A 16,184-nucleotide genomic window follows, 5' to 3' on the forward strand; every position below is an offset into this window, starting at 1 on the left:
ACACACTCTATTCCGTACTGGGTTCGAACTCTGATCTGGTCCTGTTTGCCGAATGGACTTACGATGGGCGTGGCCGCTGGGCAACCAATGCATTCGAGAACGACCTTTTCATTGCCGCGCGTCTCGGATTGAACGATCCGCAGAGCACCGAATTTGTCGTCAGCGTTCTGGGCTCCCTCAACAAGAGCAGTCGCGTCGTCGCAGGCGAGTTCAGGCGCCGCCTTTCGTCGGACAACTGGTTGCTGCATATTGAGACCTCGGCTTTTCTGGATATCGACGAAGAGGACTTCATATACTACGTGCGGCGCGACAGCTACGTAAAGATCAGTTTGGCTTACAGTTTCTGAGTCGCTCCAGTGCCGGCTTTTTGATGCTTGCCTTGCCAGAATTGCCGATATACGGATTGACTATATCTCTGATTTTGTTGGGGCTTACATACATAACTACACAGGGTCGGGTATAATATAGTAATGATAAGGTTTTCAATCCCACGCATAATGTTTGCAGTGCTTGCGAGCTTTCTTGCAGTTTGTTTTTGGCCAGCTGAGTCGTACTCAGATCTCCTTAGCGGTACCGCCGAGGAAGCGGGTCTCAGGATTGCGACCGAAGCCCGTGAGAGCCAGAAGGGTTTCGGCAATTTCACCGCAAACCTGACTATGACGTTGCGTAACAAGCAGGGGAAGGAAACCCAGCGCTCGCTCCGCCTCAAGGTTCTTGAAGTTCAGGGGGATGGCGATCGGACCCTGTTTGTGTTTGACCACCCGCAGGATGTCAAGGGAACCGCCTTTCTCGTCCACGCCCACAAGACCGGCCCAGACAAACAGTGGCTCTATCTTCCCGCCCTTAAGCGAGTGAAAGGCATCAGCGCTTCGAAACAGTCCGGCTCTTTCATGGGCAGCGAATTCTCCTACGAGGACATGGGAGCGGTTGAGATCGAAAAATTTACTCACCGGTTCATCCGCGAGGAACCCTGCGGTGATCTCAAGTGCCTAGTTATTGAGCGTGTCCCGAAAAGCAAGGATTCCGGCTATTCCCGCCAGTTGATCTGGTTTGACCGGGAGGAGCTTCGAACAGTTCAGATACAGTATTTTGACCGCAGGGATGAGCACCTCAAGACGATGGTCGTGGAGAACTACGCAAAATACCTTGATCGATTCTGGCGAAGCGGCAAGTTAACGATGACAAACCTGCTGACGGGCAAGAGTACCGTGCTGCTGTGGTCGGACTACAAGTTCGGGACCGATCTCGACACCAAGGACTTTACCAAAACAGCGCTGAAGCGGATACGGTAGAGAGAATTTCTTGACTGTCCAGTCCGGTTTGCCGCTCGCCGGAGTGACTGCACGCAACGAACGGAGAGTTTCCGTAAGTTGGATTCATCAGGCCCATAAAAAACGGTGGAGCACCTATGTCTTCAACCATTCCTACATCCCATTACCCAGAAAGAGGGGACGTGACCCTTAGTCCCGGGCGCAGGTCAAATCCCCTGTTTTGGCAATAATGAAATTGCTGAGAGAGATAGAGTCGCGGCTGGGTAACTGGGCTATCATGTTCCGGTGGCCGATCATAGTCGCCGCCATTGTCTTGACCGGGATTGCAACAAGCGGCACGTTGTTGCTTGAATTTTCGACTGACCACCGCGTCTACTTTTCCAAAAGCAACCCTCAGCTCCTCGAGTATCAGGAGATGGAGGATATGTACGGCAAGAGCGACAACATCTTTTTCGCCATCGTGCCGGAGGACCGGGACGCCACATCGGCTCTTGCACTTGAAGCTACGGAGTGGCTCACCGAACGGGCTTGGCAGACCCCATTTGCGAGCCGCGTCGATTCCATTACCAACTTTCAGCATACCGAAGCCGCCGGCGACGAGATATTGGTGCGTGAACTTGTGGACGAGAGTGCTTTCAGTAATGCCGAAGAGCGGTCACGGATTCGCGAAATCGCCTTGGCGGAACCGGCTCTCGCGGGGCGCCTGCTGGCACGCGACGGCGGTGTATCAGGAATAAACGTCACATTGCAGTTGCCGGGCGAGGACCAGATGCGCGAAGGTGCGAAAGTTGCTGAGCACTCGCGGAAACTTGCGAATGAGTTTCGAGAGCGTTTCCCCGGCATCGATGTACGATTGGCTGGAATGGTGATTTTTAACCAGGCCTTTATGGATGTGTCGCTGGACGATCTTAGGACGCTCATCCCGGTGAGTTTCTTGGCAATGGCGTTCATGCTCCTGCTGCTGACGCGGGGATTTTCGGGAACATTCGCAATAATGCTCGTCGTGACGATGTCGGTAATGACCGCTGTGGGCATCGGAGGCTGGGTAGGACTTCCAATGACATCGCCTTCGGCGGTCTCCCCGGTCGTCGTGCTGACGGTGGCTATTGCCAACTGCGTCCACATCTATTCCGCCGTTGTCAACTACATGCATGATGCGGCGTCCGGCACGTCTGAGAATCACGGTAGCAGGACCAGGCGGGATGCGATTGTCGAGTCGATCCGGGTGAACCTTCAGCCGGTCTTCCTGTCGAGCCTGACAACCACGCTCGGCTTTTTGAGCTTGAATTTCTCCGATTCGCCTCCCTTCCGTCATCTAGGCACCTTCGTTGCATTTGGGGTAGGTGCAGCGTTCGTACTCTCCGTAACTTTTCTACCAGCGCTGCTCTCGCTGCTGCCGGTTCGGGTACGCGCATCCCTGCCCCGAGAGAATTCCCTGATAGTCATGTTCGGCAAGTTCGTGATACGCCGAAGCCACCAGTTGCTCTTGGGTTCCGTGCTGATCGTGGTAGTGCTTGTGGCATCGATTTCAAAGAACGAGCTAAACGACGTCTTCCTCCACTACTTTGACGAGGGCGTTCAATTCCGAAAAGACTCTGAATTCATCGTTAACAACCTCACGGGTCTGTATGCCATGGAGTACTCGCTCCCATCGCGCTCCCCGGGTGGGATCAGCGACCCGGCGTATCTCTCCGACGTCGAAGCGTTTGCCGAGTGGTACAGGGGGCAGCCTGAAACGATACACGTAAACGTCATCACCGATACCTTCCGACGGCTAAACAAGAGCATGAACGGGGACGATCCCTCCTATTACCGGCTACCCGCAGACCGGGAGCTTGCTGCGCAGTACCTGCTTCTCTACGAGATCTCTCTACCCTATGGCCTTGATCTCAACAACCAGATCGACGTCGGCAAGTCAGCCACCCGGATGGTAGTGAGAACGCAGACGCTCTCGTCAAACGAAGTGATCGCTCTTGATCAGCGCGTGCGGCAATGGCTCGCAGGCCACGCGCCGAATATTTCCGGTCAGGTGAGTGCCGGCACCACGTTGATGTTTGCCAATCTCGGCCGCCGAAATATTATTTCCATGCTCGCTGGGACCACGCTCGCCCTCGTTGGAATTTCCTTTATTCTCATCTTTGCACTGCGATCATGGCGACTCGGAATCACGAGCATGGTCCCAAATCTGATTCCCGGGGCATTGGGCTTCGGCATATGGGGTTTGACAGTCGGACAAGTGGGAGTATCACTTTCGATGGTAACAGCCATGACTTTGGGTATCGTGGTCGACGACACTGTCCACTTTCTCAGCAGGTACCAGCGGACTCGACGCGAACTCGGTTCCACCTCTGCTGACGCGGTACTGACTGCCTTTCGAACCGTGGGTCAGGCACTGCTTACGACCTCGCTTGTGCTTGTGGCAGGCTTTGTCGTGGTGAGTTTTTCCAATTTCGAACTCAATTCAGCGATGGGCAAGCTCACAGCGCTTGTAATCGCCTTGGCCCTAGTGGCCGATTTCCTCCTCCTGCCACCGCTTCTGATGAAGTTTGACGCGAATGCTGACGGCGTCCTGCCTCCTCTGAATTCTTGAGAGATTTTCACCCTCTCGTTTTTTCTCGCTCGCTCCTTATGAGTGAAACGACTTCCTCAGTAGATATATTCGCTTTTACAGAAGGAACGTCTAGAGGGGAAGTGGGTGCATGTTCCGGCACCAGCGCGTATGTCCTGCCGTCTCTTCGACGTATCAATACTTTTCCAGTTGATTCCGCTTTATCTAGAACGCTGGATAGCTTTTGTCTAGCTTCCGAGTATGTATAGATTTCCATCTTATTCCTCCACATTTACGAGACTAATGCCGAGTTGTCCTGCCGTGTTTTTCATTGCGAGATCCAGTGTCAACAAGGGTGCACGATACCGCACGGCACAATCCAGAAAATACGCGTCGTATGCATATGTGTTAGATTTAGCCGCAATGGACATGACGTTTTCCATGTCGATGTGAACGTATCGCAACGGGATGCGGTCGAAAATCTGCAGTCCTTTCCGGGCTTCTTCAACTTCAATTCGGTCCTGTCTCATCATTGCGGTAAAAGCATTTCCGACTTCCCATGGTATGGAACCGGGGCCAATAAGCTCTTGCCCAGATGTGGCGGAGACAATCGCGTCTCTCTCAGGTTCTCCTATGATCACTGCAATAATTGCCGAAGTATCAATCACGATATCCAATATTCCCACTTCCTGAGATTATAATTGTACAATTGTCTATGACGATGTCAAGCGTTATTGTAGACCTTGAATTTCCTTGCGTGGAAAACAAATTACAAACGGTCCTCATAACCGTGTTTAGAATATTTGTTATTTACCCAGAATTGACCTGATTTGTCCTGTGAAACCCGGAGTCTTTTTAGTCTGGTTCAAGTGCAGGATAATGAAATGAATCAGGCGTTTTTGCCTTTTGTAGAGGGGTGAATTAAAATTTCTGCATACCCAAATCCTAAAAAGGGAATTACACACCATGCTCGCTTCGGCTCTTACGCAAGAGCAGCGTTTAATTAAAAACCTCGTCTCGGAGTTTGCCGAAAAAGAAATCAAGCCGGCTGCCTCCGAAATTGACAAAACCAGCACCTTCCCTTCGGAGATCGTGGAAAAACTGTTCGATCTTGGTTTTATGGGTCATTTCATTGAAGAGTGCTACGGAGGAAGCGGTCTTGATTGCCTCTCATACGTAATCGCCATTGAGGAGATATCACGGGCGTGTGCTTCAACCGGGACAATAGTTATGGCTCATAATTCCCTTGCGTGCGCTCCGATTATTGATTTTGGCACCGAGGAGCAAAAGGAAGAATATCTACCGCGGATGTGCCGGGGCGCCGTAGGGTGCTTTGCTCTTAGCGAACCCGAATCGGGTTCGGATGCGGCAGGAATAAAGACAGGCGCCGCAAAAAAAGGCGGGATCTACATCCTTAACGGAACGAAAAGCTGGGTTACGAACGGTTGCGAGGCGGAAGTCGCTGTGGTTTTCGCAAAGACCGACAAGACGAAACGAAGCGGTGGAATCACGGCGTTTATCATTGATCTTGACGCTCCCGGAATCTCTCTTGGAAAATCGGAAAGCAAGCTCGGAATAAAGGGGACGAGCACTTCGCAGATTGTCTTTGAGAACTGCGAGGTGTCGGCGAGCCGGGTTCTTGGCAAAGAGGGGGGAGGCTTTAAGGTCGCCATGAAAACGCTTGATGCGGGAAGAATAGGGGTTGCGGCCCAGGCCGTAGGGATAGCTCAAGCGGTCCTTGACTCCTCAACGCGGTATTCCCTGGAAAGGGAGGCTTTCGGCAAGAGGATATCAGATTTTCAAGGGATACAGTTTATCCTTGCCGACATGGCGACTAGGGTCGAGGCCTCGAGGCTGCTTACCTGCAAGGCGGCCTTGATGAAAGATCGCGGAGAAAAATACGCCAAGCACTCATCCATGGCCAAGCTCTGCGCTTCGGAGACAGCGATGTGGGTGGCGACCAAGGGCATTCAGGTACACGGAGGAAACGGATATACGACCGATTATCCGGTGGAACGGCATTTCCGCGACGCCAAGATAACGGAGATATATGAAGGAACCTCTGAGATACAGAGGATCATTATCGCCAGGCAGATTCTTTCCGAGTCGCTCTAAGCTGTTATAATTCAGGGTTCATAATCAGTTATGAGTCAGGAGAAAAGTATGTCCGAGTCAAACATAAACACTGTAGGTATCGTGGGGGCTGGCACTATGGGTTCAGGCATAGCGGAGCTTGTCGCCTCAGCGGGGAAAAACGTCGTTCTTTTGGATATTGAAAAGGATATTGCGGAGGATGCGGTCGCAAAAATAGAAAAAAGTCTTGGCAGACTGGCCCGAAGAGGCAAAATCGACAAAGAGCAGGTCACCTTGATTGTTTCAAGGATTCACTCGACCGAAGACTACAGTGATTTCAACGGTGCGGATATCGTGATTGAGGCCGCAAGTGAGGATATGGATCTTAAAAAGGCGGTTTTTGCCAAGATCGAGGAGAACGCCGGAGAAGACACCATTATTGCCACCAACACGTCGACCCTGTCGGTTACGGAGCTTGCCATGAACACCTCTAGGCCCGAAAAAGTTGTTGGAATGCACTTTTTTAATCCCGCACCGATAATGAAACTGGTTGAAGTGATCAATACTGCCAAAACATCGCCTGATATCCTTGAGGAGACGATGGAATTTGCGCGGAGTCTTGATAAATATCCGATTATGGCAAAAGACAGAGCTGGATTCGTTGTAAACAGGATTCTGCTGCCGATGATAAACGAAGCGATTTTCACCCTTGATGAGGGCATTGCCGCGGCGGCAGAGATTGATAACGCCATGAAACTCGGAGCGAATCATCCCATAGGGCCGCTTGCGCTTGCGGACCTTATAGGTCTTGACGTCACCCTGAGCGTACTTGACGTTCTCTACACAGAATATGGAGACCAGAAGTTCAGACCCGCTCCCCTGCTTAAGGAAATGGTAAGGGCGGGGAATCTGGGCAGAAAGACGGGAAAAGGCTTTTTTGAATACGGCAGAAAGTAAAGGAGGCATAAATGTACAAGGATCTTTTGTTTGAAAGCACTGATGACGGTGTTGGAGTGTTGACGATTAACAAAGAGAGGTCTATGAATGTCCTAAATGGCGAAACCATAGGACAGCTCAAAGACTTTGTGACCGAAAAGTTGCCCGCTGAGAACATTAAGGTGCTGATTGTGACCGGAGCCGGAGGAAAGGCTTTTGTGGCCGGGGCCGACGTAAGGCAGATGAGTCAGATGACAACGGATGATTTCAAGGATTACTGTGCCCTGGGAAGAGGGGCTTTTGATTATCTGGAGCAGGCATCTTTTCCGGTTATAGCCGCGATAAACGGATATGCCCTGGGAGGAGGACTTGAATTTGCGCTTGCATGCGATATAAGAGTCGCCTCCGAAAATGCCCGCGTGGGTTTTCCCGAAACCAAGCTCGGTCTCTTTCCCTGCTGGGGAGGAACCCAGAGATCAACCAAGCTTATAGGTCCTGGAAGAACCAAGAAACTGATCTTTACCGGGGAGATGGTTACCGCCGCTGAAGCGCTTGCCCTCGGGCTTGTGGATAAGGTTGTAGAGCAGGGAGAACTTATGGATGAGGTTATGAAAATAGCCCAGCAGATCGCGCGCAACAGTCCGCTTGCCGTCAGTTACGCCAAAAAAGCGATAAATCAGGGATCCGAGACGGGACTTTCTGAAGGACTTGCGTACGAGATGAAAACGGGATTTCAGTGTTTTGATTCCTATGACAGGGTTGAGGGAATGAGTGCGTTTGTTGAGAAGAGAACGGCTGAGTTCAAAGGAGAGTAGCAATGGAAAAAGTCGTGCTTTCAGAGCCACTTAGAACCGCGATAGGGACGTTCGGAGGAACGCTTAAGGATGTCTCCGCGGTTGATCTCGGAACAGCGGTCCTAAAGGAGATTATAAGCAGGGCGTCCCTGCCCCCCGAACAGGTTGATGACTGTATAATGGGCAACATACTGGGAGCGGGACAAGGGCAGAATCCGGCGAGACAGGTATCGATTAATTCCGGATTAAAGGCTGAGACCCCCGCGATTACCATTAACAGGGTCTGTGGTTCGGGGCTTCAGTCCGTCGTGAATGCCTCTCAGGCCATAAAGTCCGGCGACTGCGAATGCATTGTGGCAGGAGGGATGGAAAGCATGAGCGTGGCTCCCTTCTATCTCCGAAAAGCCAGGTGGGGATACAAGATGTCAACGCCTTCGGATGAGCTTGTGGACGGAATTCTGTGCGACGGGCTCATGGATGCGTTTAACGATTACCACATGGGCGTTACGGCGGAGAACCTTGCGGAGAGATATGAGATATCAAGGGAGCGCCAGGACGAGTTCGCTTACTCAAGCCAGATGAAAGCCAAAGCCGCGATGGAGGGTGGGAAATTCACCTCCCAGATAGTTCCGGTGTCTGTTCCCGGGCGAAGAGGCAGTTCCGTTCAATTTGACACTGACGAGCATCCGAGGCCGGATGTTACGCCTGAGAACATCTCGAAGTTAAGACCGGTTTTCAAGAAAGACGGCACGGTAACCGCGGCAAACTCATCGGGCATTAACGATGGAGCCGCCGCCTTGATCGTCACGTCTGAGAGTAAAGCGGAAAAACTGGGCCTGAATCCGCTTGGGTCGATTAAGTCCTACGCAATTTCCGGTGTTGACCCTGCGATCATGGGGATCGGTCCGGTTCCCGCGATGCGCATGGCTCTTGACAAAGCCGGGCTCGGAATCGACGATATCGATCTGGTTGAACTCAACGAAGCCTTCGCGGCGCAGTCCCTTGCCGTACTGAGCGATTTTCCCATTGCGGAGGAGAAACTGAACATAAACGGCGGAGCCATAGCGCTCGGGCACCCGGTGGGGGCCACGGGGGCGGTGCTGCTCGTAAAACTTCTTCATGAATTTGAAAACGTCCGCCCCGGCGGGTACGGAATGGTTTCTCTGTGCATGGGAGGCGGTATGGGTATAGCAATGATTGTCGAAAAAATGTAAACTCAGACATAAACGGCGGCTGTCCGAGTGGGCGAATTATCTTAACCAATGGGCCCGATATGAGTGAAAAAATCAAAATAGAAATCATGGATGACGGTCCCCTGATTGTAAGCGACCTCGAGTTGCTTGAAGACGGGGAAGGGAACGGACTTGCGATAAAAAAGAAAACCGCTCTTTGCCGCTGCGGGACCTCTGGAAACAAGCCGTTTTGCGACGGTTCGCACAAGGGGGCGGGGTTTAAGAGCAGCATCCCGTCCGGCGAATCTTCTGCTCCCGCCAAGGAAGGGGACGCAGTTATAAGGTCGCTTAAAAACGGTCCCTACGAGGTTTGCGGAGATATTGAACTTTGCGTTGAGGATGATTCGGGGCTCTCGGGGGATGATCCTTATTATCTCTGCCGCTGCGGGGCTTCTGAGAACAAGCCGTTTTGCGATGGTTCACACAAGCGGATCGGTTTCACTGACTAATAGCCTAAGAACTAGGAGAAGATAAAAATGGTTAAGACTCTATCGACGATGATTCCCTTGGGGAGCGAGGCTCCCGACTTCCGGTTGCCGGATGCTGTAAGCGGTAGCGAACTGTCGCTTGGCGATCTCAAGTCGGATGTTGCCACGGTGCTTATGTTTATATGCAACCACTGTCCTTACGTAAAGCACCTGCAGGATGGGCTGGTGGAAGTTGCCGATGAATACATTTCCAAGGGAGTTTCCTTCATAGCGATAAATTCAAACGACGTTGACAACTACCCTGATGATTCTCCCGAGAGAATGAAGGAAGTCGCAGAGAAAAAGGGGTACTCGTTTCCCTATCTGTTCGATGAGACGCAGGAAATCGCCAAGGCCTATGACGCCGCCTGCACCCCCGACTTTTTCGTTTATGACCGCGACCTGAAGTGCATATACAGGGGGCAGTTTGACGACTCAAGACCCGGGAACGGAAAACCGGTTACCGGAAAGGATATGCGTATGGCACTCAACTCCATTATAGCGGGCCAGGCAATTGAATGGGAGCAGATTCCGAGCATCGGGTGCAACATAAAATGGAAATAGTGCGGTTTCCCCTGCCGCGTGGGACCGCCCGGAAGGAAAAAGAGGGTTACCTAGGGTCCGCAACTTGGAACTTCATCCTCTTGTCCTGTGGGCATTATCGCGCATAACCATGAAATCGAAGACGGACAAAGACGGATCTCCGGAATCCGAGGATTTCATAAGAGCCAGGATAAGAAGCGATCTTCAGGCCGGTATCGCAAAGCCCGTCACCCGTTTTCCCCCCGAGCCCAACGGCTATCTCCATATAGGCCATGCGAAATCCATATGTCTTAATTTCGGTATAGCCGAGGAATTCGGCGGAACATGCAACCTGCGCTTTGACGACACCAATCCCTCAAAGGAAGACGTAAGATATGAGGAGGCTATCAAGGAAGACGTCAGGTGGCTCGGGTTTGACTGGGAAGACAAGACCTATTACGCCTCTGATTATTTCGAGCAGCTCTATGAATACGCCCTTAGGCTGATAAGCGAGGGGAAGGCCTACGTGGACGATCTGAGCGCTGAGGAAATAAGAGAATACCGGGGAACGCTTTCGGAACCCGGCAGGGAGAGCCCTTCAAGGGAGAGATCTGTTGAGGAGAATCTTAAGCTTTTCCAGGCTATGAGAGACGGGGGTTTCGACGATGGACAGTACGTGCTTCGGGCGAAAATAGACATGGCTTCGGGCAATATTAACATGCGCGACCCGGTCATGTACCGGATAATGAAGGAGTCCCATGCCCGCACCGGGGATTACTGGTCCATTTATCCGATGTATGATTGGGCCCACGGACAGAGCGACTCCATTGAGGGCATCACACATTCGCTCTGCACTCTTGAGTTCGAGGACCACCGGCCTCTTTACGACTGGTTTATCGCCCAGCTAGGCATATATCATTCCCAGCAGATTGAGTTCGCGAGGCTCAACCTCAGCTACACGGTCCTCAGCAAGAGAAACCTCATGAAGCTGGTTTCCGAGGGATACGTAAGCGGGTGGGACGATCCCAGGATGCCCACGATCTCGGGGTTGCGCAGAAGAGGGTACACGCCTGAGTCGATAAGGGATTTCTGCCGGAAAATAGGCATCACGAAGCAGGACAGCCTAATAGACATAGAGCTTCTTGAACACAGCGTAAGGGAAGACCTTAACAAGAGGGCGCAGAGGGTTATGGCGGTGCTTGACCCGCTGAAAGTGGTGATAATCAATTATCCCGAAGACGCAGAAGAGGAGCTCGAAGCGGTAAACAATCCGGAAGATCCCTCTATGGGAAAAAGAAAAGTCCCTTTTTCAAAAGAGCTTTTCATTGAAAGGGATGATTTCATGGAGGATCCGCCGAAAAAGTTCTACAGGCTCTTCCCCGGTTCCGAAGTGCGCCTGCGCTACGCCTACATAGTGAGGTGCGTAGGTTTTGAGCGCGACCCGACGACCGGAGAGGTAACCGAGGTTCACTGTGAATACGATCCCGAAACAAGAGGTGGGAGCGCCCCTGACGGAAGGAAGGTAAGAGGCACCATACACTGGGTTTGCGCGAAAAACGCCTCGAGGGTGACCGTAAGGCTCTACGACAGACTTTTTACCGTTCCCAATCCTATGGCCGACAAGCAGAGGGAATTCACCGAATTTCTAAATCCCGATTCACTGCAGATCCTTGAAGATTGCGTGGCCGAACCTGCTCTTGTGAATGTGAACAATCCGTGGGGGATTAACTACCAGTTTGAGAGGAAGGGATATTTCATCCTTGATTCCGTAGATTCGGCTTCTGGCGCGCCTGTTTTTAACAGGACGGTTTCCCTTAGGGATTCATGGAGCCGTCGCTCGGAGGGCAAAAGGGCCTGATTTCGGCGCTCGGGCGAATTGAGAAACATTATGAGCTGGGAAATTGAAAGAATTGGTGACGTCGCGGTCGTGCGCATGAACTCAAACCCGATGAACGTCATGGGCGAGGAGTTCTTCAGCGATCTTGAAGGGGCTTTTACGACGCTTGAGAGCGATCACACGGAAAGCCCGGTGGTGCTTACCTCTTCTCAGAGGGCTTTTTCTGCGGGTCTTGATCTTAAGTACCATCTTTCGCTTTTTACCGCTGGGGACGAAGAGGAAATCTGGCAGTGGTACGAGCGTTTTCGCGGCGCTTTGCTCCGGGTCTTTACTTATGAAAGACCTGTTGTGGCTGCGGTAAACGGTCACGCGATAGCGGGTGGACTTATACTGGCTCTCTGCTGCGATTACAGGGTATGCGTTGATTCAGGAGCAAGATTCGGTCTTAATGAAATCACCATAGGTTTTCCCATTCCTTCGGCGATAGCCCAGATCGTGCTTTACGTGCTGGGTACGGCAGTTGCGCAGCAGGTCATGACAACAGGTTTTCTTTACGAACCCCGCGACGCCGTCAGACTCGGTTTTTTCGATGAAAGCCACGAAGCGGACAAGCTTTTTTCTCACTGCGTTGAGTTCGCGGGGCAGTACGGCCCGTCGCTTATTCCCGGTTACGCCTTCTCTAAAAGGGCTCTTCGCCGCGAGGTCGTGGCGAACATAGAAGGAGCTTGTACCGAGGTTGACAGGGAACTTCCGAAAATTCTGCGCAGCCCGGGGGTTTTGGAGAGCCTCGGGGCTCTGGTTGAAGCCTTGGGAAAAAAGAAAAAATGATAATGTTGCAGGAAGAACCTTGAAAGAAGTCACCGTAAGAAAAGCCACGGGCGACGATGCGGAGGCGATGGCCCTGATACTGAGAGAGATCGGCTGGTCCGAGAGAAGGAACTCCCTTTCACTTGAGGAAGTGTCGTCTCCGATTCGGGATCTCATACTTCAAGCAGACGGAGATCCGGAAGGGCACACCATGTACGTCGCATGTGATTCCGGGGGAAGGATCCTCGGGTTTACCACCGTTCACTGGGTACCATTCGTTATGCTCGGAAGCTACGAGGGCTACGTCTCGGACCTGTTCGTAAGTCCTTCGGCAAGCGGAATGGGGGCTGGGAGCCGTCTTATCGAAGCAGTTATGGAAGAAGGTAAGAAAAGGGATGTTTATCGTCTGATGGTGACCAACGGCAAGGACAAGCCATCGTATCTGCGGGGCTTTTACAGAAAAAAAGGGTGGACGGAACGGCCGAAGGTTGCTAACTTTACCTACTACTACAAGGAGCCTTGGTCTTAATCTTATAGGCGGAAGCCTCCAAAAACCAGGAAACGGACCTTAATCGAAAATGCCGGAAAAACAGGAAGAAGCAATTCTGCTAGTGCATTCCCCGGATCGCCCCGGTCTTGTTCACGCGGTCACCAACTTTATATTCGAATACGGGGGTAATATCCACGCGCTGCAGCATTGTGTTGACACAAACGACATGGTGACCTTTATCCGGGCCAAGTGGGGGATGGACGGCTTTACTCTCTCCCGCGAGGAGACGGAGGAATTTTTCCGCGAGAAAGTGGCGAAGAAACTCGACATGAAATTCGAGGTTTTCTTTACGGGAGATATCCCGCGCATGGCGGTTTTCGTTTCCAAGCTTCCCCACTGCCTCTCGGACATAATTTACAGACTCCGCGCCAGGGAATGGGACGTTGAGATGCCCATTGTGATAAGCAATCATCCGGATCTCAGGGATGTGGCGGGTCTTCATGGAGCGGATTTCTACGTGTTCGAAGACGTAAAGGACAACAAGGAAGCAGTGGAGGCAGAGCAGCTTGAGCTTCTTCACCGCTACGATGTGGATTTCATAGTGCTTGCAAGGTATATGCAGATTTTTACCGAGAATTTCGTATCGCATTACCCCAACAGAATAATGAATATCCATCATTCGTTTCTTCCGGCCTTTCCTGGTGCGCGCCCTTATCACTCCGCGTATGAAAGGGGGGTTAAGGTGGTCGGAGCAACCTGTCATTACGTAACCGAGGAACTCGATTCGGGACCCATAATAGAGCAGGATGTCATAAAGGTTAACTATGATGATTCGATAGACGACCTCAAGAGGAAGGGGCAGGATCTTGAGAAGCTTGTTCTTTCAAACGCGATCTGGTCCCATATAAACCGGGAGATTTTGATTTACAAAAACAGGACAATCGTATTCAATAAGTAGGGGGAGTTCTTGCGGTTCCCTACGGGTGGGTGAAAAATGAAGTTCAAAGGCACAAACGATTACATAGCTACAAACGACTTGGCCGTGGCCGTTAACGCGGCCATTACGCTTGAGCGTCCGCTACTTGTTAAGGGCGAACCGGGAACGGGCAAGACCATGCTCGCGTTTGAGGTCGCAAAAGCCCTTGGAAAGCAACTTATAACCTGGCACATAAAGTCCACCACAACCGCGCAGCAGGGCCTCTACGAATACGACGCCGTCGCTAGGCTTCGCGACTCGCAACTCGGAGACGAGAGGGTAAACGATATCTCGAACTACATAAAGAAAGGAAAGCTCTGGGAGGCTTTCGAGAGTCCTGAACAGGTAGTGCTTCTGATTGACGAGATAGACAAGGCGGACATAGAGTTTCCAAACGATCTTCTTTTGGAGCTCGACAGGATGGAGTTTTATTGCTACGAGCTCAAAAAAACCGTAAGGGCGGTTAAGAGAGTCATAGTGATAATTACCTCGAATAACGAAAAGGAACTTCCGGATGCCTTTTTGAGAAGGTGCTTTTTTCACTACATAGCTTTTCCCGACCGTAAGACTCTTGAGAAAATAGTTAAGGTGCATTACCCCGATCTCGAGCGAAAGCTCATGAATAATGCGCTCACCCTCTTTTATTCCGTAAGGGAGATTGACGGTCTCAAGAAAAAGCCCTCCACGAGCGAACTTATAGACTGGATAAAACTGCTTGCGGCCGACCGCGTGGCCGCTGGTGAACTCACGGGAGTGGATATTGAAGAGAGCCTTCCTCCTTACTCGGGTGCGCTTATCAAGAACGAGGCGGACTACGAGATGCTCGAGGCGATTAGGCGGAGATTCAGAAGGTAGGGGATAAGTTCATGTTTCTTGATTTCTTCCTGCTGCTTAAAAACGACGGATTTCCCGTCACCCTAAAAGAGTATCTTACTTTTCTCGAAGCCCTTGACCGCGACGTGATCGGTTACGACCCGACCGATTTCTACTATCTAAGCCGCTGCGTAATGGTGAAAGATGAGCGGCATCTGGACAGGTTCGACAGGCTTTTTGCCGCTTACTTCAGAGGGGCTCAGCTCGCCGATACCGAGCAGTTCATGCAGATTCCGCTTGAGTGGCTGCGCAAAAACTTTGAGAACGTCCTCTCCGAAGAGGATAAGCAGATGATCCGTTCCATGGGCGGGCTTGAAGAATTGATGGAGAGATTGAGGGAGATTTTCGAGAAGCAGAAAAAACGCCACCAAGGCGGGAACAGGTGGATAGGCACGGGCGGCACTTCTCCCTATGGTGCATACGGTTGCAATCCCGCCGGCGTTCGAATAGGGCAGGACGGAGGCAGGCAGAGGCGGGCCGTCAAGGTGTGGGACAAAAGAGAGTTCCGGGATCTTGACGATTCGGTGGAATTAAACGTGAGGAACATGAAAATGGCCCTTAGAAAGCTCAGGGTTCTTACGAGAGAGGGGGTGGGGGAAGAGCTTGACATTGAAAAGACGATCGACAGGACTTCGAAAAACGCGGGGCTGCTTGACCTTGAGTTTGTTCCCTCACGCAAGAACAACGTCAAGGTTCTTATGTTCTTCGACGTCGGAGGTTCAATGGAAGATCATGTCGAGCTTTGCTCAAGGCTTTTCTCTGCCGCCAAGCATGAGTTCAAGCACCTTGAATTCTACTACTTCCACAACTGCATATACGAAGCTGTATGGAAAAACAACGCAAGACGCTTCAGCGAGAAGACTCCCACCTTCTCGGTACTCAACAAATACAACGGCGACTACAAGTGCGTTATAGTCGGTGACGCCTCCATGTCCCCGTGGGAACTTGTGTATCCCAACGGAAGCGTTGAACACAATAACGATGAGCCGGGCCTTCTGTGGCTTAACAGGATAAAGGCGAAATATCCTTTTACAGTGTGGCTTAACCCTGTGCCGCAAGATGAGTGGAGGTGGACTGAAAGCATAGGCATGCTGAACGATTTTTACGAAGACAACATGTTTCCCCTAACGCTCTCGGGTATAAAAGACGCTATTCTGGCTCTCAAGCGGCGCCCCGGCCACCACGGTGCGTCGAGACTCCCGGCGTGATGAGGATATATACCGTTGATGCTTTTACCGACGGGCCGAATTCTGGGAATCCGGCCGCTGTGTGCATTCTTGAAAAAGAAGTGCCGGACCGGACAAAACAGGAGATCGCTTCCCGGGTAAATCTCTCAGAGACTGCTTTTTTACTCAAGA

General features: G+C 51.6%; 18 protein-coding genes. 16 read left to right on the plus strand and 2 right to left on the minus strand.

Going from position 1 to position 16,184, the window contains the following annotated elements; genetic code table 11:
* From OXG75_03725 to OXG75_03735, 3 genes are all read left to right on the plus strand, one after another.
* The coding region (locus OXG75_03725) for a hypothetical protein (protein MCY3625092.1) at window positions 1-347 on the plus strand (347 nt) is incomplete at its 5' end.
* A gap of 123 nt (window positions 348-470) precedes the next feature.
* Window positions 471-1,292 carry an outer membrane lipoprotein-sorting protein gene (locus OXG75_03730; protein MCY3625093.1) on the plus strand — a complete coding sequence of 274 codons (822 nt, stop codon included), beginning with the start codon at window positions 471-473 and terminating at the stop codon, window positions 1,290-1,292.
* A 208-nt stretch (window positions 1,293-1,500) separates the two neighbouring features.
* Window positions 1,501-3,861: an MMPL family transporter gene (locus OXG75_03735; GenBank protein MCY3625094.1), complete on the plus strand. Its 2,361-nt coding sequence runs from the start codon at window positions 1,501-1,503 to the stop codon at window positions 3,859-3,861.
* Window positions 3,862-3,868: 7 nt separating this feature from the next.
* On the opposite strand, the gene OXG75_03740 is transcribed toward OXG75_03735, so the two are convergent.
* Complete coding sequence (locus tag OXG75_03740; GenBank protein ID MCY3625095.1) at window positions 3,869-4,096, minus strand: type II toxin-antitoxin system Phd/YefM family antitoxin; 228 nt, start codon at window positions 4,094-4,096, stop codon at window positions 3,869-3,871.
* 1 nt (window position 4,097) lies between these two features.
* Window positions 4,098-4,487 carry a type II toxin-antitoxin system VapC family toxin gene (locus OXG75_03745; GenBank protein ID MCY3625096.1) on the minus strand — a complete coding sequence of 130 codons (390 nt, stop codon included), beginning with the start codon at window positions 4,485-4,487 and terminating at the stop codon, window positions 4,098-4,100.
* A 298-nt stretch (window positions 4,488-4,785) separates the two neighbouring features.
* On the opposite strand from OXG75_03745, the gene OXG75_03750 reads away from it, so the two are divergent.
* The 13 genes from OXG75_03750 to OXG75_03810 form a co-directional block, all read left to right on the plus strand.
* Window positions 4,786-5,934, plus strand: a complete 1,149-nt coding sequence (locus tag OXG75_03750) for an acyl-CoA dehydrogenase family protein (protein ID MCY3625097.1) — start codon at window positions 4,786-4,788, stop codon at window positions 5,932-5,934.
* A 63-nt stretch (window positions 5,935-5,997) separates the two neighbouring features.
* Window positions 5,998-6,849 (plus strand): 3-hydroxyacyl-CoA dehydrogenase NAD-binding domain-containing protein, encoded by an 852-nt coding sequence (locus OXG75_03755; GenBank protein ID MCY3625098.1) that lies wholly within the window; start codon window positions 5,998-6,000, stop codon window positions 6,847-6,849.
* Window positions 6,850-6,860: 11 nt separating this feature from the next.
* A complete protein-coding gene (locus OXG75_03760; protein ID MCY3625099.1) occupies window positions 6,861-7,643 on the plus strand; it encodes an enoyl-CoA hydratase-related protein in 783 nt (260 codons plus the stop codon).
* 2 nt (window positions 7,644-7,645) lie between these two features.
* Window positions 7,646-8,836: an acetyl-CoA C-acetyltransferase gene (locus OXG75_03765; GenBank protein ID MCY3625100.1), complete on the plus strand. Its 1,191-nt coding sequence runs from the start codon at window positions 7,646-7,648 to the stop codon at window positions 8,834-8,836.
* Window positions 8,837-8,895: 59 nt separating this feature from the next.
* Window positions 8,896-9,303 (plus strand): CDGSH iron-sulfur domain-containing protein, encoded by a 408-nt coding sequence (locus OXG75_03770; GenBank protein ID MCY3625101.1) that lies wholly within the window; start codon window positions 8,896-8,898, stop codon window positions 9,301-9,303.
* Window positions 9,304-9,330: 27 nt separating this feature from the next.
* The gene (locus OXG75_03775) at window positions 9,331-9,885 is read left to right on the plus strand and encodes a thioredoxin family protein (GenBank protein ID MCY3625102.1); all 555 of its coding nucleotides are present in this window, start codon (window positions 9,331-9,333) and stop codon (window positions 9,883-9,885) included.
* 109 nt (window positions 9,886-9,994) lie between these two features.
* On the plus strand, window positions 9,995-11,701 hold the full coding sequence (locus tag OXG75_03780) for a glutamine--tRNA ligase/YqeY domain fusion protein (protein ID MCY3625103.1): 1,707 nt from the start codon (window positions 9,995-9,997) through the stop codon (window positions 11,699-11,701).
* A 30-nt stretch (window positions 11,702-11,731) separates the two neighbouring features.
* Window positions 11,732-12,508 carry an enoyl-CoA hydratase/isomerase family protein gene (locus tag OXG75_03785; GenBank protein ID MCY3625104.1) on the plus strand — a complete coding sequence of 259 codons (777 nt, stop codon included), beginning with the start codon at window positions 11,732-11,734 and terminating at the stop codon, window positions 12,506-12,508.
* A gap of 19 nt (window positions 12,509-12,527) precedes the next feature.
* The gene (locus tag OXG75_03790; protein ID MCY3625105.1) at window positions 12,528-13,016 is read left to right on the plus strand and encodes a GNAT family N-acetyltransferase; all 489 of its coding nucleotides are present in this window, start codon (window positions 12,528-12,530) and stop codon (window positions 13,014-13,016) included.
* 49 nt (window positions 13,017-13,065) lie between these two features.
* Window positions 13,066-13,935, plus strand: coding sequence for a formyltetrahydrofolate deformylase (purU, locus tag OXG75_03795; protein ID MCY3625106.1), 870 nt, complete (start codon window positions 13,066-13,068; stop codon window positions 13,933-13,935).
* Between the two features lie 36 nt (window positions 13,936-13,971).
* Window positions 13,972-14,808, plus strand: coding sequence for a MoxR family ATPase (locus OXG75_03800; protein MCY3625107.1), 837 nt, complete (start codon window positions 13,972-13,974; stop codon window positions 14,806-14,808).
* 11 nt (window positions 14,809-14,819) lie between these two features.
* Window positions 14,820-16,034 (plus strand): VWA domain-containing protein, encoded by a 1,215-nt coding sequence (locus OXG75_03805; protein ID MCY3625108.1) that lies wholly within the window; start codon window positions 14,820-14,822, stop codon window positions 16,032-16,034.
* On the plus strand, window positions 16,034-16,184 hold a 151-nt coding region (locus OXG75_03810), incomplete at its 3' end, for a PhzF family phenazine biosynthesis protein (GenBank protein MCY3625109.1). The genes OXG75_03805 and OXG75_03810, both read left to right, overlap by 1 nt.

This window comes from Candidatus Dadabacteria bacterium (assembly GCA_026705445.1).
Taxonomy (GTDB): domain Bacteria; phylum Desulfobacterota_D; class UBA1144; order Nemesobacterales; family Nemesobacteraceae; genus Nemesobacter.

Coding starts and splice junctions, on each gene's coding strand:
- OXG75_03770 (MCY3625101.1), top strand. CDS start 8,896: ATGAGTGAAAAAATCAAAATAGAAATCATGGATGACGGTCCCCTGATT.
- OXG75_03735 (MCY3625094.1), top strand. CDS start 1,501: ATGAAATTGCTGAGAGAGATAGAGTCGCGGCTGGGTAACTGGGCTATC.
- OXG75_03760 (MCY3625099.1), top strand. CDS start 6,861: ATGTACAAGGATCTTTTGTTTGAAAGCACTGATGACGGTGTTGGAGTG.
- OXG75_03730 (MCY3625093.1), top strand. CDS start 471: ATGATAAGGTTTTCAATCCCACGCATAATGTTTGCAGTGCTTGCGAGC.
- OXG75_03780 (MCY3625103.1), top strand. CDS start 9,995: ATGAAATCGAAGACGGACAAAGACGGATCTCCGGAATCCGAGGATTTC.
- OXG75_03775 (MCY3625102.1), top strand. CDS start 9,331: ATGGTTAAGACTCTATCGACGATGATTCCCTTGGGGAGCGAGGCTCCC.
- OXG75_03750 (MCY3625097.1), top strand. CDS start 4,786: ATGCTCGCTTCGGCTCTTACGCAAGAGCAGCGTTTAATTAAAAACCTC.
- OXG75_03805 (MCY3625108.1), top strand. CDS start 14,820: ATGTTTCTTGATTTCTTCCTGCTGCTTAAAAACGACGGATTTCCCGTC.
- OXG75_03785 (MCY3625104.1), top strand. CDS start 11,732: ATGAGCTGGGAAATTGAAAGAATTGGTGACGTCGCGGTCGTGCGCATG.
- OXG75_03800 (MCY3625107.1), top strand. CDS start 13,972: ATGAAGTTCAAAGGCACAAACGATTACATAGCTACAAACGACTTGGCC.
- OXG75_03765 (MCY3625100.1), top strand. CDS start 7,646: ATGGAAAAAGTCGTGCTTTCAGAGCCACTTAGAACCGCGATAGGGACG.
- purU (MCY3625106.1), top strand. CDS start 13,066: ATGCCGGAAAAACAGGAAGAAGCAATTCTGCTAGTGCATTCCCCGGAT.
- OXG75_03740 (MCY3625095.1), bottom strand. CDS start 4,096: ATGGAAATCTATACATACTCGGAAGCTAGACAAAAGCTATCCAGCGTT.